Origin of the sequence: Streptomyces afghaniensis, assembly GCF_044327915.1 — a bacterium.
In the GTDB taxonomy this organism is placed as follows: domain Bacteria; phylum Actinomycetota; class Actinomycetes; order Streptomycetales; family Streptomycetaceae; genus Streptomyces; species Streptomyces afghaniensis.
Genome location: NZ_JBIRGJ010000006.1, coordinates 301,625 through 319,414, shown reverse-complemented (window position 1 = coordinate 319,414; position 17,790 = coordinate 301,625). Strand labels below are relative to the sequence as shown.

Sequence of the window (17,790 nt, the reverse complement as noted above, 5' to 3'; positions counted from 1 at the left end):
ACTACTCCTCCAGCGTCCAGAACGGTGAGGCCTTCGGAGGTGCGGGGCGTACGGGGAGCTTGCTGAAGTCGATGTCCGCGTCCGCGGTCGGGTCTCCGATGGGAAGGCGGTCCCGGTGATCCGGGCTGTAGTACGTCCCGTACGCCCAGTACTCCGGCAGCTCGTGGGCCATCAGGCCCACACCCCAAGCGGCCGACTCTCCCGCCCCGTACGTCGCGTTGATCCGCGCGACCGCCTCGGCACGGGAGATACCGACCCGCTCCACCAGCACCTCAGCCATCTCACGGAAGTACGCGAGCATCTCCTCATCGAGCGGAAGTACAAACTCCGTGCCCGTCGCGCCGGCTGTGGGACACGCCCCGTACTCGACGAGCCGGCGCAGGCGCCTGACCTCCGCCACCAGTCGCGGCACCGCTTCCCTGGCTCTGACGGCGAATACCAGGTCCGGGGTCGCGGCGGTACACAGTTCCTCGATCGCGTCCAGGTCGAGGTCTTCGTGAGCCGGTTCTGAAGTCATGCCCCAGTGTTACGCGATTCCGGTGCGCCCTCCTCCGCACGGCGGATACGGCCCGCCGTAGCGGACGAAGCGTGGCCGCCATGTCCAAGGCCAGCATGTACGTCATGACGACAGCGACCGCACCTCTGCCCGCCTCCGCACCTGCGCCTGTCTGGGCTCGCCGCGCCGCCCACGCCATCGCGCTGTGCGCCGTCCCGTCCGGCCTGTGGCGCATCGCCATGGCATCCGGCGTCCATGTGGGCTACAGCGACCAAGTGCTGCGCGACGTCTTCGACATCCCGGGCTGGGGCATCGCATACGTCGTCGGCCTCTCCGTCCTCACGGAGCTGGCCGCCCTGTTTCCGCTGCTGCTCGTCAGCGACCGGTGGAGGCCGCTGCACCCCAGGGTCCTCGCCCCGCTGGCCTGGACCGCCTCGGGCGTCCTCGTCCTGGTGGCGCTGTGGCAACTCGTCGTCGCTTTCACCGCCGAGAGCCAGACGTACATGTCGAGCGGTACGGCCCAGACCGTCTGGGGGTTCGCTTTCGCCCCGCTGTTCGCCATCCCGGCCCTGATGACCGCGGTGACCTGGTCATACGCCAAGCGGCACTAGACGGACGCCACGAACTCCGACCAGGCCTCCGGCGCGAGGGCGAGCCGGGGGCCTGCGGTGTGCTTGGAGTCGCGGACGTGCACAGTGCGGGGCACTATCGCGATCTCTACGCAGGAGTTGCCGTCCGTGCCGCTGCTGTAGCTGCTCTTGAACCAAGCCAGTTCGGAGGTGTCCCCGGCAGAAGCGTTGCGGATCATGTTTCTCCCAGCACTTGCTCGATGAAGGCCAGCGACTCCCGCGGCGGGAGTGCCTGCGCTCGGATGGTGCCATACCGCAGCTCAAGGATGCGGAGCTGCTTCGGATCGGTGGTCGGCCGCCCGCTGAACGCACCGTCGGAACGCCCCACCGCCGAACCGTCCGGGAACTTCAGCAGCTCGATCTTGCCGTCCACCCCCGGGTGGGCATCGGTGTTCGTCGGCATGATCTGAAGTGTGACGCTGCGCAACCGCCCCACCTCCAGCAGGTGTTCGAGCTGCTGTCGCCACACCATTGTGCCCCCGACCCGTCGCCGCAGCACCGCCTCCTCCAGGACGTAGTGCACCGACGGGGCCGGATCGCGTTCGAAGACCGCCTGCCGGGCCATTCGAGCTGCCACCATCCGCTCCACATCGTCCGGCGAATACGGGGGCTGCGCCGCCTCGAACAAGGCACGCGCGTGCTCCGGTGTCTGCAACAGCCCATGGACGCTGTTGCACTCGTACACCCCGATCTCAACCGCCTGCCCCTCCAACTTGGCCAGCTCCCGCACCTTCTTGGGATACCGGACCCTCTTCACGTCCTCCCACGTCGCCGCGATCAGCCCACCCGCCCCCAACACCTCATCCGCCCTGACCAGATAGTCCTGCCGGGGAATCCGCTTCCCGCCCTCGATCTTGTAGACCATGTCCTCGCCGTACCCGACCGCCGTCCCGAACTCGGCGGCCCGCATCCCCACCGCCTCCCGCCGCAGCTTCAGCTGCCGTCCGACGGTCGCGATGACGGCGACACCCCACTCGTCGTCCGGATCCACCTCCCAACCCGGCTCGTCCGCCTCGCCCTTGAGCCGACCCGCGTCCGCCTCGACCGCCGTCATCCCGTACCCTTCCGTCGTACGACCGTGCCCAGCGCCCTACCCGTACGCCCGGCCCCGACAGCCCGGACACGACCGGACAAGCTCCGGACAGTTACCGTACGCACCCGCTGAGTCACTGTTCACAGTAGGCACGGACCGCCACGCTGAGTGACGTGACGCAGAAATCCCCCGAACTCGCCACCCCCATCCGCCACTTCAGTCTGCAGCTCTCCCCCACCCCACGCGGCGCCCGCCTGGCCCGTCTCCTGGCCACGGAACAACTGCGCTCCTGGGGACTGCCGCCGGACCCGGCGGAGCAGATCGTCGCGGAGCTGGCGATCAACGCGGCGACCCACGGCCGCATCCCCGGCCGCGACTTCCGCCTGCTCCTCTACGTCGTGGCCGACACCCTCCGCATCGAGGTCACGGACACCCGGGGTGACCGACTGCCGACGCCTCAACTCCCGCCCCCGGATGCCGAGTCGGGCCGAGGCCTGCTCCTCGTGGACGCACTCGCCGACCGCTGGGGCGTCACCCCGGGCCTGCCACCACGCAAGACGGTGTGGGCCGAACTCACCCTCTGACCTGAAGCACCGGGTCCCAACATCTCGCGCTCCGGTGCCGCAGTCGGTCTCCCTCAAGGAACACGAAGATGAAAGAACCCCACCAAACCCCACCCCTCCCGCCCAGGCCGCCGCCTCACTCACGCGAGTGAACATCGCCAACTCAGCTGGATTCAGGAGCCCTTGCCTGCCCTACGCTCAGCGCAACAACCGCAGACATGCGACGGCCCCCGCCGGGACGGCAATCCCAGTGCGAGGGCCTGACCACCAAGGAAGGCTCCAACCCCTCCTGATGGATACGCAGAACCCTAACGTGCCCTCGCACGCCCACACCCCCGTAACCGGGAAGAAGCACCCGAACCGGCGGCACCCGCGCGCCGGCCTGATTCACGACAACACCCGCCACACCGCCCGCTTCACGGTGATCGGCAACCACCTCGCCCAGCACGCGGAGCTGTCGCTGCTCGCGATCGGGCTCGGTGTGCACATCCAGTCGCTCCCCGCGGGCGCCCGAGTCGACATCAAGTCCCTCGCCGCCCGCTTCCCGGAGGGCACGACCCGTATCGCCGCCGCTCTGCGCGAGCTGGAGGCCCACGGCTATCTGCGGCGCGTGCGCGAACGCGTCCCCGACGGCCGGATCATCACCCGCACGATCTCCTGCAACCAGCCGGGTCACAGCGGTACGGACGCCCCCCGCCAGGCCCCGAGGAAACGGACGGGGCGGCCCGGCAGCAAGCTCCTCCCCGCCGTACCGCACCCTGCCTTCCCCGCCTCCGCACTCCTCCAGCAGGCCACGGACCTCCTCGCAGGCCTCCGCCGAGACAACCCCCGCCTTCTCCTCTCCACACGCGACACCGCCCACCTCGCCCCCGGCGTCGCCGCCTGGCTGGAACGCGACGTCTCTCCCAGCGCCGTACGCCACGCCCTGACGACTGACCTCCCACCCGAGGCCCTCCACCGCCCGGCCGCCCTCCTGGCCCACCGCCTCACGGCCCAGCTGCCACCTCCGCCCCCGTTCCGCGCCCCCGAGCCCCGGCCGACCGCACCACACCGATTCCAGACCTGCGACGGCTGCGACCGCGCTTTCCGCGCGCCGACCCCTGGCCACTGCCGCGACTGCCGACACGACCGGACCGAACTCTTGGAATCGGCATGAGGCAGGCCAGCAAGGACGACGCCTTCGCCAAGGCGATGGAGTACGGCCTCCACGTCGACGGCTTCCTCGCCGCCCTGCTCGGCGGCGTCATCGTGCGGGTGACGGTCCTGGTTCTCCTGGCCCTCGGACCGTCCGGGACGGCTGCCCAGCAGTCGTGAACGGGCATCGGGCACAGCAAAGGGGCCCGCACGACCGAAGTCGTACGGGCCCCTCCGAGCCACTCAGGTCAGTGGACCCTCAAGCCAGTCCGAAGACTCACTTGTTGATCTTGGTGACCTGGCCGGCGCCCACGGTCCGGCCACCCTCACGGATGGCGAACTTCAGGCCCTCCTCCATGGCGACGGGCTGGATGAGCTCCACCTTCATCTCGGTGTTGTCACCCGGCATGACCATCTCGGTGCCCTCGGGGAGGGTCACCACGCCGGTCACGTCCGTCGTACGGAAGTAGAACTGCGGGCGGTAGTTGTTGAAGAACGGCGTGTGGCGGCCACCCTCGTCCTTGGACAGGATGTAGGCCTGCGCCTCGAACTCGGTGTGCGGGGTGACCGAGCCCGGCTTGATGATGACCTGGCCGCGCTCGACGTCCTCGCGCTTGATGCCACGGAGGAGCAGACCGACGTTCTCACCGGCCTGGCCCTCGTCGAGGAGCTTCCGGAACATCTCGATGCCGGTGACCGTGGTGGTGGTCTTCTCCTGCTTGATGCCGATGATGTCAACGGTCTCGTTGACCTTCAGGACACCACGCTCGATACGGCCGGTGACGACCGTACCGCGACCGGTGATCGTGAAGACGTCCTCGATCGGCATGAGGAACGGCTTGTCGACGTCACGCTCGGGCTCCGGGATCGCCGTGTCGACGGCGTTCATGAGCTCGAGAACCGAGTTGCCCCACTCCTTGTCGCCCTCGAGGGCCTTCAGAGCGGAGACCTTGACGACGGGAACGTCGTCGCCCGGGAACTCGTACTCGGTGAGGAGCTCACGGACCTCGAGCTCGACGAGCTCCAGGATCTCCTCGTCGTCCACCATGTCGGCCTTGTTCAGGGCGACGACGATGTACGGAACGCCGACCTGGCGGGCCAGGAGCACGTGCTCCTTGGTCTGCGGCATCGGGCCGTCGGTGGCGGCGACCACGAGGATGGCGCCGTCCATCTGCGCCGCACCCGTGATCATGTTCTTGATGTAGTCCGCGTGACCGGGGCAGTCGACGTGGGCGTAGTGACGCGTCTCGGTCTGGTACTCGACGTGCGCGATGGAGATGGTGATACCGCGCTGGCGCTCCTCAGGAGCCTTGTCGATCTGGTCGAAGGCCGAGGCCTCGTTCAGGTCCGGGTACGCGTCGTGCAGCACCTTGGTAATGGCGGCCGTGAGGGTCGTCTTACCGTGGTCGATGTGACCGATGGTGCCGATGTTGACGTGCGGCTTAGTCCGCTCGAACTTCGCCTTCGCCACTGGGGTCCTCCTGTGGAGTGGTTCTGGTACGCCTTACTCATCGGCGCCAGGTGATCTTTGCTGGAAAGCCCGGGCCCCGGGGCACTCTCACCATGATTGCGGCGGAATGCCCCTCAAGGCTCCGGAGTCAAGCCTACGGCGTGCAGACGCTGTGCGTTACTCGCCCTTGGCCTTCGCGATGATCTCCTCGGCGACGTTCCGCGGAACCTCGGCGTAGGAGTCGAACTGCATGGAGTAGCTGGCGCGGCCGGACGTCTTGCTGCGCAGGTCGCCGACGTAGCCGAACATCTCCGAAAGGGGCACGAGGCCCTTCACGACGCGGGCACCGGCCCGCTCCTCCATGGCCTGGATCTGGCCACGGCGGGAGTTGATGTCACCGACGACCTCACCCATGTAGTCCTCGGGCGTGGTGACCTCGACGGCCATCATCGGCTCGAGCAGTACGGGGCTGGCCTTGCGCGCGGCCTCCTTGAAGGCCTGCGAACCGGCGATCTTGAACGCGAGCTCGGAGGAGTCGACCTCGTGGTAGGCACCGTCGAGCAGCGTCACGCGGACACCGGTCATCTCGTAACCGGCGAGGATGCCGAACTGCATGGCCTCCTGCGCACCGGCGTCCACCGAAGGGATGTACTCCTTCGGCACACGGCCACCGGTCACCTTGTTGATGAACTCGTAGGAGGCGTCGCCGCCCTCGATCGGCTCGATCGCGATGATCACGCGAGCGAACTGGCCGGTACCACCCGTCTGCTTCTTGTGGGTGAACTCGACCTTCTCGACGGCCTTGCGGATCGTCTCGCGGTACGCGACCTGCGGCTTGCCGACGTTGGCCTCGACCTTGAACTCGCGCTTCATGCGGTCGACGAGCACCTCGAGGTGAAGCTCGCCCATACCGCCGATGACGGTCTGGCCGGTCTCCTCGTTGGTGTGCACCTGGAAGGAGGGGTCCTCCTCGGCCAGGCGCTGGATCGCGACGCCGAGCTTCTCCTGGTCGCCCTTCGACTTGGGCTCGATGGCGACCTCGATGACCGGAGCCGGGAAGTCCATGGACTCCAGGATCACCGGGTTCTTCTCGTCCGCCAGCGTCTCACCGGTGGTGGTCTGCTTCAGGCCCATGACGGCGACGATGTCGCCGGCGCCCACCGACTCGATCTCCTCACGCTTGTTGGCGTGCATGCGGTAGATCTTGCCGATGCGCTCCTTGCGGCCCTTCACCGAGTTCAGCACGGCGGTGCCGGAGTGCAGGCGGCCGGAGTACACGCGGACGAAGGTGAGCTTGCCGAGGTGCGGGTCGCTCATGATCTTGAACGCGAGCGCGGCGAGGGGCTCCTCGTCCGACGGCTTGCGCGCGATGACCTGCTCCGGGTCCTTGACGTCGTGGCCCTCGATGGCCTCGACGTCGAGCGGGGTGGGCAGGTAGCGCACGACCGCGTCGAGCAGGGGCTGAACGCCCTTGTTCTTGAACGCGGTACCGCAGAACACGGGGGTGACGGTGGTGCCGCCGCCCTTGCCGGACGCGATGGTGATGCGACGGATCGCTGCGTAGAGCTGCTCCACGGTGGGCTCGGTGCCCTCCAGGTACAGCTCCATCAGCTCGTCGTCGTTCTCGGCGACGGCCTCGAGCAGCTTGCCGCGGTACTCCTCGGCAGCCTCGACGTGGGTGTCCGGGATGTCGACGGTGTCGTACATCTCGCCCTTGGTCGCCTCGGCCGACCAGACCAGGGCCTTCATCGTCACGAGGTCGATGACGCCCTTGAAGTCCGCCTCGGCGCCGATCGGCAGCTGCATGACCAGCGGCTGCGCGCCCAGGCGGTCGCTGATCATGTCGACGCAGCGGTGGAACTCCGCGCCGGTGCGGTCGAGCTTGTTGACGAAGCAGATACGCGGAACGCCGTAGCGGTCCGCCTGACGCCACACGGTCTCGGACTGGGGCTCAACGCCGGCGACACCGTCGAACACCGTCACGGCACCGTCGAGCACGCGCAGGGAGCGCTCCACCTCGACGGTGAAGTCGACGTGACCCGGGGTGTCGATGATGTTGATGGTGTAGTCGTTGCCCTCGAGCGGCCAGTGACAGGTGGTGGCAGCAGAGGTGATCGTGATGCCACGCTCCTGCTCCTGCTCCATCCAGTCCATGGTGGCGGCGCCGTCGTGGACCTCACCGATCTTGTACGAAACGCCGGTGTAGAACAGGATCCGCTCGGTGGTGGTCGTCTTGCCCGCGTCGATGTGGGCCATGATCCCGATGTTGCGGACCCTGGCCAGGTCAAGCGAAGTGGTAGCCATAAGGCTTCAGTCTTCTCTCGGTCTCGATGGGGTCTGCGACTACCAGCGGTAGTGCGCGAAGGCCTTGTTGGACTCGGCCATCTTGTGCGTGTCCTCGCGCTTCTTCACAGCGGCACCCAGGCCGTTGCTGGCATCGAGGAGCTCGTTGAGCAGACGCTCGGTCATGGTCTTCTCGCGACGGGCGCGGGAGTAACCGACGAGCCAGCGCAGCGCCAGGGTGTTGGCACGGCCGGGCTTGACCTCGACCGGGACCTGGTAGGTGGCACCACCGACACGGCGGGACTTGACCTCGAGGGTCGGCTTGATGTTCTCGAGAGCGCGCTTCAGCGTGATGACCGGGTCGTTGCCGGTCTTCTCGCGCAGGCCCTCCATGGCGCCGTAGACGATGCGCTCGGCGGTGGAGCGCTTGCCGTTCAGCAGCACCTTGTTGATCAGGGAGGTCACCAGAGGAGAGCCGTAGACCGGGTCGATGATGACCGGGCGCTTCGGGGCGGGGCCCTTACGAGGCATTCTTACTTCTCCTTCTTGGCGCCGTAGCGGCTGCGGGCCTGCTTGCGGTTCTTGACACCCTGGGTGTCGAGCGAGCCGCGGATGATCTTGTAGCGAACACCCGGCAGGTCCTTCACACGGCCGCCGCGCACGAGCACGATGGAGTGCTCCTGCAGGTTGTGTCCCTCACCCGGAATGTAAGCGGTGACCTCGATCCCGCTGGTCAGACGCACACGCGCGACCTTACGCAGGGCCGAGTTCGGCTTCTTCGGGGTGGTCGTGAACACACGCGTGCAGACGCCGCGACGCTGGGGCGAACCCTCGAGTGCGGGCGTCTTGTTCTTCTCGACCTTGTCCTGCCGGCCCTTGCGGACCAGCTGCTGGATCGTAGGCACTACTTCTCCGGTTTCTGTGTGCCGAATGGTGAAGCTAACCTGGAACGTCGCCGACCCACGCGGTCGGGTGTGTCGAATCTCGCGGACTCCCGCCGCCAGGCAGAATTAAGCGCAGATTGCGGTGGCCGGTGTCAGCTCGCAGTGCGGGTGATGGCACGCACGAGAGCCAGGGCACACCCCAGGCACAAGGTCTGAGCGTACCTATCGCAACCACTCCGGTCAAAACAATGGGTCGGCCCCCAACACGCCGGACGAGCTGGCCGCGGGTGGTGCCGGACTCGCGAGACGGTGGAGGAGTGGGCACGCGTCGTGCTCGCGGGAAAGGCGAGGACGGACCTGATGTACGAGACCTTCGACTGTGAGCGGTGCCGGGCGCCCTATATGGAGCTGCTCGCCGCGTCGTACATCGACGAGGACCGCCGGCCGCTGCACCAGATCCTCGTGGACGCCTACTTCGTCCAGCACCCCGGCGGCGACGATCACCGCGCGGTGCAGCGGCTGTCGATCTGCCTGATGACCCTCGGCATGTTCGTGGCGGACGGTGCCGATCCCCGGCTCGGCCCGCGGCTCCACAAGCGCATAGTGGCCCACGGGGGGTTCCGCCCGCTGGAACCGCGGCCGTCCGCCGAGACACTGCACTCCCGGATGTCCGCCGCCGACGTGGTGCGCGCGGCGGGCGCCCAGGAGTACCGGACGCTGCTGCGGGCCTGGGGCGCGGAGGTGTCGGACGCCTGGTCCGCCCACCACGCCCAGGTGCGCGAGTGGATCGGCTCGGCCCTCAGCCGACCGGCCGCTGCGGGGGGTGCGGGGGGTGTGGCGCCGCGGACGCGGGGATGAAGGCGTCCTTGCCGGGCGGCAGGAACTCGCGGGGCCGGGTCAGCGGTTCCGGCGCCCCCTCCCGGTAGGCCAGCCCGAGTCCCGCGACGAGCGGCCCGACCGGGCTCGGGCCCTCGGTGGCCGCCTCGACGCTGAAGTACCGGCGTTCGGTGGGGCGGTATCCGATGAGCTCGACGACCTTCGACACTCCGGGCGGCCGTCCGTACGCCGCCTCCTCGGTGTCCCACAGGTAGACGGCGCCCCACTGCTCGCCCTCGGGGCCGGTCGAGGAGATCCACACCTTCTGGCGCAGCCCCGGCGTCTTCGCGTACGCCTCGACCGCGTAATCACGCAGGTAACTCCGCAGTGACGCGACCGTCTGCTGCGAGCGGGACAGGTCCCACAGGATGACCGTGCAGTACAGCGGGCACGTCTCCCCGGACGTCTTCTCGGTCATGACCACACCACCAGGAGTTCGCGCGGATAGCGGTGAAAGAGGTTGGCGGTGAACTCCACCGCCGCCGGATCGTCGTGGGGACGCAGTGCGGGGAACCTGCGCAGGAGCCGGGCGATCCCCTCCTGGAGTTCCACGCGGGCGAGCGCGGCGCCCAGGCAGAAGTGCGAACCCGCGCCGAAGGTGAGGTGGTGGTGGGGGGCGCCCTGGCCCAGGTCGAACTCGTCGGGGCGGTCGGTGTGGCTCTCGTCCCGGCCCGCCGAGTCCAGTGAGATGAGGACGGTGGATCCGGCCGGGATGGTCTCCCCGCCCAGCCGGACGTCCTCCGTGGTGACGGTCGTACCGGCGAAGCCCGTGCCGGCCTGCGCGTACCGGAGGATCTCCTCCACGGCCGCCGCCGCGGAGACCTGGCCCGCACGCAGCCGTGCCGCCTCGCCGGGGTGCTGCAGCAGCGCCAGCAGTCCGTTCGCGAACTGGACGGCGGTGGACTCGTAGCCGGCGGTCGCCAGCAGCATCACCGTCGTGAGCAGCTCCTCGTCGGCCGGCGCGGCCTCCTCCCCCGCGGCGGTGAGCAGCAGACCGATGACGCCCTCACCGGGGGCGGCGCGTTCCTTGTCCACCAGGCGCCTCGCGACGCCGTACAGCGAGCCCATCGCCTCGCCGAAGGCGGCCGTGGAGGGGGCGGCGGCTCGGATCTGCGCGGCCCAGGCGCGGAAGGCCGGGCGCATGTCCTCGGGCAGGTCGAACAGCTCGCACAGGACCCGCACGGGCACCTGGTAGGCGAAGCCGGAGACCAGGTCCGCGGGCTGCGGGCCGCCCTGGAGCTCGTCCAGGGTCTCCTCGACGGCCCGGGCGACCCTCTCCCGGAGCGATTCGGCGTGCCGGGGTGTGAGGACCGAGGCGAGCGTGCGCCGCCATGCGGCATGGCGGTCCGGGTCGGACAGCGACATCCCGAAGTCGAACCGGCCGGACGGAGGCGGGCTGGTACGGGCGCTGCCGCCCTGGGGCGCCGGGGCCGGGGCCGGAGCCGGAGCCGGGGCGCCCGGCGGGCCGCCGCGCATGGCGGCCTCGCGGACCTGACGGCGGCTGAAGCGCGGGTCCGTCAGCACGGTGCGGACGTCGTCGTACCGCGTGACGAGCCACGCCGTGCTGCCGTTGGCCAGCCGCACCTGGGACACGGGGGCGTTCCGGCGCCGCCAGGTGAGCTCCTCCGGCGGGGCGAAGGGGCACTTCTGCTCGAAGGGGTAGACGCTCTGAGCTGCTGCTTCCACGACCGCCTCCTCAGACCCGTACCGGCAGCACGGACGGGTAGAACGTGAACAGGTTGCTGGCGAGCGGGACGCCGTCCAGATCGGGGCCGTCGAACCGGAGGTCCGGGAACCGGGCCAGCATCCGGGCAATGCCCTCCTGCATCTCGGCCCTGGCCAGTGCCGCGCCCAGGCAGAAGTGGGGCCCGTGGCCGAAGGCGGTCTGCCGGTGGGCGCAGCCGCGGCCGATGTCGAACACGGCGGCGTCGTCGCCGAAGATCTTCTCGTCCCGGTTGGCCGAGGCGAGCGAGACGAAGACCGTGGAGCCGGCCGGGATCTTCGTGCCCGACACCTCGAGGTCCTCGGTGGTGAACTTGGCGATCGCATAGCCGGTGCCCATCTGGGCGTAGCGCAGTATCTCCTCGACCGCGCCCTGGATGAGCTCCGGCTCGGCCCGCAGCCTGCGCATCTGCTCGGGGTGGCGCAAGAGCGCGTAGAAGGCGTTGCCGAGCTGGACGGCGGTGGACTCGTAGCCGGCCATCAGCAGCAGGATCACCGTGGAGACCAGCTCCTCGTTGTTGAGCCGCCCGTCCTCCTCGTCCCGCAGGCCGATCAGGGTGCTCAGCAGGTCGTCGCCGAGGTGCTGCCGTTTGCGGACGATCAGGCCGATGGCGTACCGGCCGATGGACTGGAGTGCCTGGCCGAATTCGATGAAGGAGGACTGCATGTCGCGCCGGGTGAGCTGGGCGGCCAGCGCGGTGAACTCGGGGCGGGCCTCGTCCTCCAGGCCCAGCAGGTCGCAGATGACCCGGATGGGCAGTTTGTAGGCGTAGTCGGCCATCAGGTCGAAGCCGCCGTCACGCGAGGCCAGGTCGTCCAGCAGCTCGTCGGTGTGCGCGGCGATCGCGCCGCGCATGGCCTCCGCCTGCCGTGCGGTGAACGCCTGGTTGACGATCCGCCGCCAGCGGGTGTGGCCGGGCGGCTCGGAGATCGAACCGCCGAAGTTGAAGACAGGACTGGACGCGTCGGCCTGGAAGCCGGTGTCCACCCGCGCGGCGCCTTCGCGGTTGATGGTCCGGCTGAAGCGCTGGTCGGTGAGGGCAGCGCGCACGTCGTCGTACCGGGTGATCAGCCAGGCGGTGTCGCCGCTCTCCAGGCGTACCTGGCTGACGGGCCGGTTCTCCCGCAGCCAGGCGAACTCCTCCGGCATCTGAAAGGGGACGTGGCGCGTGAAGGGATAGGTACGGTCGGCGATGTCCAAGGGAGGTCTCCTGTTGCTCAGTAGTGCCCGGACGGCACTTCGGGATGCGCCGCGAGACGTGCCCTGCGGTGTTCGCGTACGCGGTCGAGCAGGCCGGCCGACGGGTCGGTACCGGCGACGTCGCTGACGACGTGGTGGCCGAGGTATCCCAGGAACGACTCCTGTTCGGGGATCAGACCCAGCCTGTTGTTGTGCGTGTGCAGGTAGCTGAGCAGGACGATCTGCCGCCGGCGCTCCGGCGAGGCGTCGTCGCCGCCGAGCGTGACCGCGGGCAGCACGGTGCCGCTCGCGCCGTCCAGCGCCTGCCACGCCTCGTGCACGGCCCGGCCGAACGGGTCCGACGGCGCGTCCGGCGGGTGCGGCAGGCCCAGCAGTCGTGCGGCGTGCGCGGCTGCGGGGGCCCGGCGTTGGCTCAGCAGGTCCGGCCAGGTGTCGAGGAACCGGTCGAAGACGTACGGCGACCACACCAGGCAGTAGTGGGCGAAGAAGGCCGCCATCTCGGCCGGGGACAGCCGGGCGGCGCCCAGACCGCGCAGCATCATGGAGAAGGCCGTGCCGAGCCGCTTGGCGGAGGAGCCGTCGATGGCGCGCAGCGCGGCCAGGGCCACCGCGCTGCTGCGGTCGAAGAACCGCTCGGCGATGGCGACGCCGTCCTCTCCTCCGTACTTGCCGTACTCCGGCGTGTACGGGACCCGGTGGATGGAGTCCGGCGGGCGCAGTTCGTCGGGCGTCTCCGACTCCAGCGCCGCCATGGTGGCCTGGGCGTCCCCGAACTCCTCGGCGGTGGGGCCGGGGCCTCCGGGAAACTCGGCCAGGTGGGCGGCGAGCCGGCCGGCCACCTCCCGTACGTGCCGCTCCCCGGACTCGGGGCCGGGCCCGGCGAGGCGCAGCCGCAGGCGGATGTGGTGGCCGCCCTGCCAGTAGCGGAGGAAGAAGGAGCGCTCCAGGACCCCGGAGTCGTACAGCGGGGCGAGGGCCGGGGCCACCGCGTCCACCAGGAAGGCGTCCTGCTCGGTGTAGCGGTGGATGTGGAGGCCGTACCACTCAGTCGTGTGCATCGTCGTCCCCTCGGGTGTGCGGGTCCGCTTGGGCCGCCGAGGGTCCGAGGGTGAGCTCGACGAAGAACTCCTCGGCGCCGGTGGGGCGGCCGTCCCGTCCGTCGTAGTCCTCGGCGTGCGGCAGGCACTCGTGGAAGGTGACCGTGGCCCCGTCGCCGGCCTCCGCGAGCTGCCGGGCCAGGACCTGGAGCAGGAAGGGGTTGCGGGCGTCGAGGTAGTGCGGTTTGTGCAGCCTGGCCGTACGCGCTTCGAGAGCCCAGCGCCGGGTCTCCGCCAGCAGGTCGTGCTCGCCCGGCGCGACGGCCGGTGCCGCGGTGATGCGGAAGAAGGTGTGCCGGGGTATGCCCCGGTCCCGGCGCCAGCGGTCGAACGCGGCGAGGGCGCCGGCCTCCTGGCGTTCCAGCCCCTCCCCTGCCGGAACGGCATCGGTGGGACACCGCCACGACGCGCGGTCGAGCACCATGTCGCCGAGGAGTACGCGCGGCCGCGCGCGCTCGGCCGTCGGCGCGCCGGTGTGCCCGGCGGCCCGTCCCGCGAGGGCGTCGGCCCGGTCCAGTTGGTCCCACAGCCCGCCCCGGTACGTACGTGTGGGGGCGAACGCGCACAGCAGCCGGTAGAGGGCCGGCGCCGCCGCGGGGTAGAGGAAGTTGAGCGGTACGAGGTCCAGCGGCTGCCCGTCCCGGACGCTGACCAGGGTCAGCACGCGCCGCGCCGCATCGGGCCGCACGACGAGGTCCGCGAGGGTGAGCGTGCGGTCGCGGTCGGCGGTGGTGCGCGGGACGGAGCCGGGGTAGACGAGTTCGTACGGGCTGAGGCGTGGGTGCAGGTTGAAGTTGAGGCCGAGCACCGCCGTGATGTCGCACTGCCGGGGTGTCGTCGCGGCGATCCGGTCGCGCAGAGCCTCGGTGAGGCTCCAGGTGTCCGGCCGGTCCGGCTCCAGCAGTTCGCAGAAGCGGGAGAAGAACACGCCGTGTCCGGTGGTGACGCCGTTGACGACGGCGATCCGCCGGCCGGGGTCGGCGGCGAACTGCACGCGGTAGGCGGCGGACCGCCAGGGGGCCAGGGCCGGGGGCAGCCGGTCCGCGAACGCGCGCAACCGGTCCGGGTCGAGGCGGAGTTCGGCACCTGCTTCGGTACGTGCCTCGGTATGCCGTCCGGTGCGCAGTTCGGTGCGCAGCAGCTCTGTGAACTCCCCGCGCAGCCGGCGGATGTCGTCGCAGTGCGGGTCGCCGAGGCCGCCGGCGACCGCGCTCGCCTCGGCCGGGGACAGCTCGGAGAAGGCCCGGTAGAACTCGGTGAACGGCACGTCGGCCGCCGACTCCCCGTACCGGCCGGTGAAGAAGGCGTACAGGCCCGCCTTCTCGATGCTCGCGTCGTCCAGCACGGGGACGACCCGCTGGAACAGCTCCAGGGCCCAGCGGTTCTCCTCCAGGAGCGCGGGCTGCCAGGTGCGGGCGGGTTCCCGGGTGCCGACGTCCTCGTACAGCGTGGAGCGCATGGCCTCCAGGGCCGGTGCCCGGCAGCCGACGGCGGCCACGAAGGCGTCGACCTGTTCCCGTACCTCGGCCAGGAGCGCGGTACGGCGCCGCGCCGTCGCGGCGGAGAAACCGTCCTCGATGGCCTGCAGGCGCTCGAAGACCACGGCGCAACTGCCCGCCTGGTCGGTGTCCAGTCCGCGCAACCGCTGGGCGATGGCCTGGGCCGGACGCGGGTGCTGGTCCGGCAGCCCGAGTCCGCGGTGGCAGATACCGGCTCGGACGAGCTGGTCGAGGGCCTTGGCCGCGGCCTGCGGGGCCAGTCCGGCCGCTACCAGCCTGTCGCGTACGTACCGTTCGGGCCGTTCGCCGTCCGCGAGCAGCTGCCGCAGCAGGTGCAGCAAGGCGGTGTCGCGGGCGCTGACGACGCGCGAGGTGCCGTACGCGGCCTCCTCGGCGCCGTCGGGGGCGCGCTGGACGCAGAAGACCCGGTCGCCTCGCGTGGTGAGCGAGTTGTTGAGCCGGATCCGCATCAGCTCGTCGGCGCGGTCGAGCCGGTGCAGTTCGTACGCCATCCAGGAGAGCAGGCCGGCGCTGAGCCGCGCCTGCACGGGCCGTCCCTTGGGTGCGGGCTCCGGCTGGTGCTCGGTGGTGCCCGGTCGCCACGGGGCGGCGCCGATCTCGGTGAAGGACGCGAACGGCGAGGGCTTGAAGACGACCCGGTACGCGAAGCTGGTCAGGGTGTTCTCGACGCGGCGTCTCCGGCTGGGCTTGCGGCGAGGTGAGAACGGATCGGCGGCGTAGTCCAGCACGGTGCGCCAGGTGCGCTCGTCCGACAGCTGGAGCCCTCGCTGGAAGTCCTCCTGGTGGGCGGTGTCCGCCAGGACACGGCGGCCCGCGTCCAGTTCGGCGGCGAGCGCGGCCTCCGCCTCCCGCATCAGCCGCGTGCCGTCGGCGCGGTGCCGCAGCCATGCCTCCAGCAGCTCGCGCGGCTCGTCCGCCAGGAGCCGGACGGCGTCCGGGACGCCGGGGAGGCGGTCGTTGTGGACGGCACGGCGCAGCCGCAGGATCTCGCGCCGCTCGTCCGCGGCCAGCGCCGGTACGGCTTCGTACAGCGCGTCCGCCAGCCGGTCGCGCAGCTCCTCGCGGCGAGCCCTCGCGCGCTCGGCCTCCGCCAGGAGCGGCCATGTCCGGCTCGGTGCCAGCCCTTCCAGCGCGGGCAGGCCGAGCGTGCCGCGGCGGAAGAGGTAGTACGGGCTGAATCCGGCCGCCTGCTGTGCCCGGTCGCGTGGCGTGACGTCCTGCGCTGCGCCGTTCAGCGCTGCCGCGTCCCGTGCTGTTGCGTGTCGTGGCGTGTCATGGTCGGTCGTCGTCACCGCGGAATCACCGCAATCTCCCAGTTCGGATCGGAGCGCAACGCCCCCACGCAGACCTGCGCCTGTGTGCCGCTGCCGCTGCCTTCGAGGCCGTAGGCCCGGTCCATCGCCGTCACGTCGAACCCGAGCACCGCGTGCCCGCTGAGGTCCTCCGCCGCGGCCGCCGCGCAGAGCGTCACGCCCTCGACCGCCGCGCCGACGGCCAGTTGCTGCTCGCGGTAGGGCCGCGCCCCCGCCGCGTCGCGCCAGTCGAGCGGGGTCACCACGTGCACCGTGAAGGCGGCCAGCTCGGCGTTGAAGGAGGCCGCGAACAGAGCCTCCTGGACCCGCCGCGCACAGCCCGGGTCGGCTCCCGCCCCGACCGGCAGCAGGGCGTGCGGACCCGCCAGGTAGCGGTACCAGCCCGGGGCGACACCGTGGACGCGGTGCACCGCGCAGTACAGCGCCGTCTCCGCCGCTCGCGCGCCGAGTCCGTCGGGACAGTCGCGTGCCAGTTCGCGCAGCCCCTCGGCGGTGTGGTGCAGCACGGTCGCGAGCCGCTCTCCGGTCACCTCGGAACCGGTGAACAGCCGCCCGCGCGAGGCGCGCCGGGCGAGCACGGGCGCGGCCAGCAGGTCGGGGCGGTGCGGGGCGGGCAGGCCGAGGGGCACGTCATCGGCCGGGACGGTGGGCGCAGGACTCGGCGGGCGTGGCGGTGTCCGGCCGGGGGCGCGAGCGGCCCGCTGGAGCGCGTCGAAACGGACGGAGCGCTTGATCACACGCGAGCGCTCCAGTACGGCGGGCACGGGTTCGGGGGCGGCAGGTGGCGGGGCGCCTTTCCCGGTGCCCGTGCCCGGGTGGCCGAGGCCGATGACCGCTTGGACGTTCTCCACCGTCTCGTCCAGGCCCAGGCAGGCGTGCAGCGCCGCGTCGTCGAACGCCGAGCGCACATCGGCGTGTCCGAAGGCGGCGCGGGCCAGCCGTCCGGCCCGTCCCACTGCCACACCGGCGTCGACCGCACCCAGCCGGGCGGAGAAGTCGCCGTACTTGTAGAAGTTCTTCCAGAAGCGGCTGGTGATCACGAGCAGCGCGGGCGGGAGGGGCTCGTGGGCGGACATGCCCAGGGCCGTACGGACGGCCCGGACGGTCCCGCGGCCCCGCACGCGGGTCAGCTCATGCCGGTAGGGGTCGTAGTGGCATCCCAGGTCCTCGCCGGTGAGGACGGTGTACGCCTCCGTCGGGTACATCGACCCGCCCGACGGGATCGGACGGCGCAGCTGCACGCTGGAGCCCCGGTGCGGCCGGGGGTCGGACGGGGTGGCGTGCACTCCGCCCGCCGGGTCGGCGCGCACCCGGCTGATCGCGAAGGCGTCGTACAGCAGCCGGTGCAGGGCGGCGAGGTGCGGGGCGCCGTCCGGCCCCAGCCGCAGCCGGCGTCCGCCGGTGTAGACCTTGACCGGCCACGGCCCGTCGTGCCAGTCGACCCGCCAGTCCTCCGGGTTGGCCGTCCGGGGGTCGAGCCGGAGCCCGGAGGTGTAGGCGTACGCCTCGTCGGCCGTGAGGGCGGCCGGTACGCCGGTCGCCGTGCCGGTCGTGGAGGTGCGCGGCTCGTTCGTCACTGTGTGCTCTCC

General features: G+C 70.6%; 18 protein-coding genes. 5 read left to right on the top strand and 13 right to left on the bottom strand.

Translation table 11 applies throughout. The features are described 5' to 3' along the window. Nucleotide 1 precedes the first annotated feature (1 nt). On the bottom strand, nucleotides 2-517 hold the full coding sequence (locus ACH4G3_RS23920; protein ID WP_397626429.1) for a hypothetical protein: 516 nt from the start codon (nucleotides 515-517) through the stop codon (nucleotides 2-4). Between the two features lie 95 nt (nucleotides 518-612). Here ACH4G3_RS23920 and ACH4G3_RS23915 point away from each other — a divergent pair, with 95 nt between their 5' ends. Then, nucleotides 613-1,107, top strand: coding sequence for a hypothetical protein (locus tag ACH4G3_RS23915; RefSeq protein WP_397626714.1), 495 nt, complete (start codon nucleotides 613-615; stop codon nucleotides 1,105-1,107). On the opposite strand, the gene ACH4G3_RS23910 is transcribed toward ACH4G3_RS23915, so the two are convergent. Both ACH4G3_RS23910 and ACH4G3_RS23905 read right to left on the bottom strand, forming a co-directional pair. Next, the gene (locus tag ACH4G3_RS23910) at nucleotides 1,104-1,304 is read right to left on the bottom strand and encodes a DUF397 domain-containing protein (protein ID WP_397626428.1); all 201 of its coding nucleotides are present in this window, start codon (nucleotides 1,302-1,304) and stop codon (nucleotides 1,104-1,106) included. The two genes, ACH4G3_RS23915 and ACH4G3_RS23910, sit on opposite strands and share 4 nt — an antisense overlap. Beyond that, nucleotides 1,301-2,179 carry a helix-turn-helix domain-containing protein gene (locus tag ACH4G3_RS23905; RefSeq protein ID WP_274818443.1) on the bottom strand — a complete coding sequence of 293 codons (879 nt, stop codon included), beginning with the start codon at nucleotides 2,177-2,179 and terminating at the stop codon, nucleotides 1,301-1,303. Before ACH4G3_RS23905 ends, ACH4G3_RS23910 begins: the two co-directional genes overlap by 4 nt. Before the next feature lie 152 nt (nucleotides 2,180-2,331). On the opposite strand from ACH4G3_RS23905, the gene ACH4G3_RS23900 reads away from it, so the two are divergent. The 3 genes from ACH4G3_RS23900 to ACH4G3_RS23890 all read left to right on the top strand — a co-directional run bounded on the left by ACH4G3_RS23900 (nucleotide 2,332) and on the right by ACH4G3_RS23890 (nucleotide 4,035). Further along, nucleotides 2,332-2,742, top strand: a complete 411-nt coding sequence (locus ACH4G3_RS23900; RefSeq protein ID WP_397626427.1) for an ATP-binding protein — start codon at nucleotides 2,332-2,334, stop codon at nucleotides 2,740-2,742. Between the two features lie 271 nt (nucleotides 2,743-3,013). Continuing rightward, on the top strand, nucleotides 3,014-3,877 hold the full coding sequence (locus ACH4G3_RS23895; protein WP_397626426.1) for a helix-turn-helix domain-containing protein: 864 nt from the start codon (nucleotides 3,014-3,016) through the stop codon (nucleotides 3,875-3,877). Then, complete coding sequence (locus ACH4G3_RS23890) at nucleotides 3,874-4,035, top strand: hypothetical protein (protein WP_397626425.1); 162 nt, start codon at nucleotides 3,874-3,876, stop codon at nucleotides 4,033-4,035. The genes ACH4G3_RS23895 and ACH4G3_RS23890 overlap by 4 nt, the downstream gene beginning before the upstream one ends. A gap of 97 nt (nucleotides 4,036-4,132) precedes the next feature. On the opposite strand, the gene tuf is transcribed toward ACH4G3_RS23890, so the two are convergent. The 4 genes from tuf to rpsL all read right to left on the bottom strand — a co-directional run bounded on the left by tuf (nucleotide 4,133) and on the right by rpsL (nucleotide 8,493). Further along, nucleotides 4,133-5,326 (bottom strand): elongation factor Tu, encoded by a 1,194-nt coding sequence (gene tuf, locus ACH4G3_RS23885; RefSeq protein ID WP_020274921.1) that lies wholly within the window; start codon nucleotides 5,324-5,326, stop codon nucleotides 4,133-4,135. Nucleotides 5,327-5,482: 156 nt separating this feature from the next. After that, nucleotides 5,483-7,609 (bottom strand): elongation factor G, encoded by a 2,127-nt coding sequence (gene fusA, locus ACH4G3_RS23880; RefSeq protein WP_086559327.1) that lies wholly within the window; start codon nucleotides 7,607-7,609, stop codon nucleotides 5,483-5,485. A gap of 39 nt (nucleotides 7,610-7,648) precedes the next feature. After that, a complete protein-coding gene (rpsG, locus tag ACH4G3_RS23875) occupies nucleotides 7,649-8,119 on the bottom strand; it encodes a 30S ribosomal protein S7 (protein WP_003998848.1) in 471 nt (156 codons plus the stop codon). Between the two features lie 2 nt (nucleotides 8,120-8,121). Beyond that, nucleotides 8,122-8,493, bottom strand: a complete 372-nt coding sequence (rpsL, locus tag ACH4G3_RS23870) for a 30S ribosomal protein S12 (protein ID WP_003948652.1) — start codon at nucleotides 8,491-8,493, stop codon at nucleotides 8,122-8,124. Nucleotides 8,494-8,802: 309 nt separating this feature from the next. On the opposite strand from rpsL, the gene ACH4G3_RS23865 reads away from it, so the two are divergent. Beyond that, entirely contained in the window at nucleotides 8,803-9,330 is a 528-nt protein-coding gene (locus ACH4G3_RS23865; RefSeq protein ID WP_397626424.1) for a DUF5946 family protein, read from the top strand. On the opposite strand, the gene ACH4G3_RS23860 is transcribed toward ACH4G3_RS23865, so the two are convergent. Genes ACH4G3_RS23860 through ACH4G3_RS23835 form a run of 6 tightly spaced genes read right to left on the bottom strand, consistent with a single transcriptional unit; the run spans nucleotide 9,272 to nucleotide 17,778 of the window. Further along, the gene (locus tag ACH4G3_RS23860; RefSeq protein WP_397626423.1) at nucleotides 9,272-9,766 is read right to left on the bottom strand and encodes a hypothetical protein; all 495 of its coding nucleotides are present in this window, start codon (nucleotides 9,764-9,766) and stop codon (nucleotides 9,272-9,274) included. The genes ACH4G3_RS23865 and ACH4G3_RS23860 overlap by 59 nt on opposite strands. Then, complete coding sequence (locus tag ACH4G3_RS23855; protein ID WP_397626422.1) at nucleotides 9,763-11,034, bottom strand: cytochrome P450; 1,272 nt, start codon at nucleotides 11,032-11,034, stop codon at nucleotides 9,763-9,765. Before ACH4G3_RS23855 ends, ACH4G3_RS23860 begins: the two co-directional genes overlap by 4 nt. A gap of 10 nt (nucleotides 11,035-11,044) precedes the next feature. Next, a complete protein-coding gene (locus ACH4G3_RS23850; protein WP_397626421.1) occupies nucleotides 11,045-12,271 on the bottom strand; it encodes a cytochrome P450 family protein in 1,227 nt (408 codons plus the stop codon). A 17-nt stretch (nucleotides 12,272-12,288) separates the two neighbouring features. Further along, nucleotides 12,289-13,329, bottom strand: coding sequence for a lantibiotic dehydratase C-terminal domain-containing protein (locus ACH4G3_RS23845; RefSeq protein WP_397626420.1), 1,041 nt, complete (start codon nucleotides 13,327-13,329; stop codon nucleotides 12,289-12,291). Continuing rightward, nucleotides 13,316-16,180, bottom strand: coding sequence for a lantibiotic dehydratase (locus ACH4G3_RS23840; protein ID WP_397626419.1), 2,865 nt, complete (start codon nucleotides 16,178-16,180; stop codon nucleotides 13,316-13,318). The genes ACH4G3_RS23845 and ACH4G3_RS23840 overlap by 14 nt, the downstream gene beginning before the upstream one ends. Continuing rightward, nucleotides 16,177-17,778, bottom strand: a complete 1,602-nt coding sequence (locus ACH4G3_RS23835; protein ID WP_397626418.1) for a nitroreductase family protein — start codon at nucleotides 17,776-17,778, stop codon at nucleotides 16,177-16,179. Before ACH4G3_RS23835 ends, ACH4G3_RS23840 begins: the two co-directional genes overlap by 4 nt. Between the last annotated feature and the right edge of the window lie 12 nt (nucleotides 17,779-17,790).

Bases quoted from the DNA above. Each gene is read 5' to 3' on its own strand.
- ACH4G3_RS23920 (WP_397626429.1), bottom strand. From the start codon at position 517: ATGACTTCAGAACCGGCTCACGAAGACCTCGACCTGGACGCGATCGAG.
- rpsG (WP_003998848.1), bottom strand. From the start codon at position 8,119: ATGCCTCGTAAGGGCCCCGCCCCGAAGCGCCCGGTCATCATCGACCCG.
- ACH4G3_RS23845 (WP_397626420.1), bottom strand. From the start codon at position 13,329: ATGCACACGACTGAGTGGTACGGCCTCCACATCCACCGCTACACCGAG.
- ACH4G3_RS23860 (WP_397626423.1), bottom strand. From the start codon at position 9,766: ATGACCGAGAAGACGTCCGGGGAGACGTGCCCGCTGTACTGCACGGTC.
- ACH4G3_RS23890 (WP_397626425.1), top strand. From the start codon at position 3,874: ATGAGGCAGGCCAGCAAGGACGACGCCTTCGCCAAGGCGATGGAGTAC.
- fusA (WP_086559327.1), bottom strand. From the start codon at position 7,609: ATGGCTACCACTTCGCTTGACCTGGCCAGGGTCCGCAACATCGGGATC.
- ACH4G3_RS23905 (WP_274818443.1), bottom strand. From the start codon at position 2,179: ATGACGGCGGTCGAGGCGGACGCGGGTCGGCTCAAGGGCGAGGCGGAC.
- ACH4G3_RS23915 (WP_397626714.1), top strand. From the start codon at position 613: ATGTACGTCATGACGACAGCGACCGCACCTCTGCCCGCCTCCGCACCT.
- ACH4G3_RS23895 (WP_397626426.1), top strand. From the start codon at position 3,014: ATGGATACGCAGAACCCTAACGTGCCCTCGCACGCCCACACCCCCGTA.
- ACH4G3_RS23910 (WP_397626428.1), bottom strand. From the start codon at position 1,304: ATGATCCGCAACGCTTCTGCCGGGGACACCTCCGAACTGGCTTGGTTC.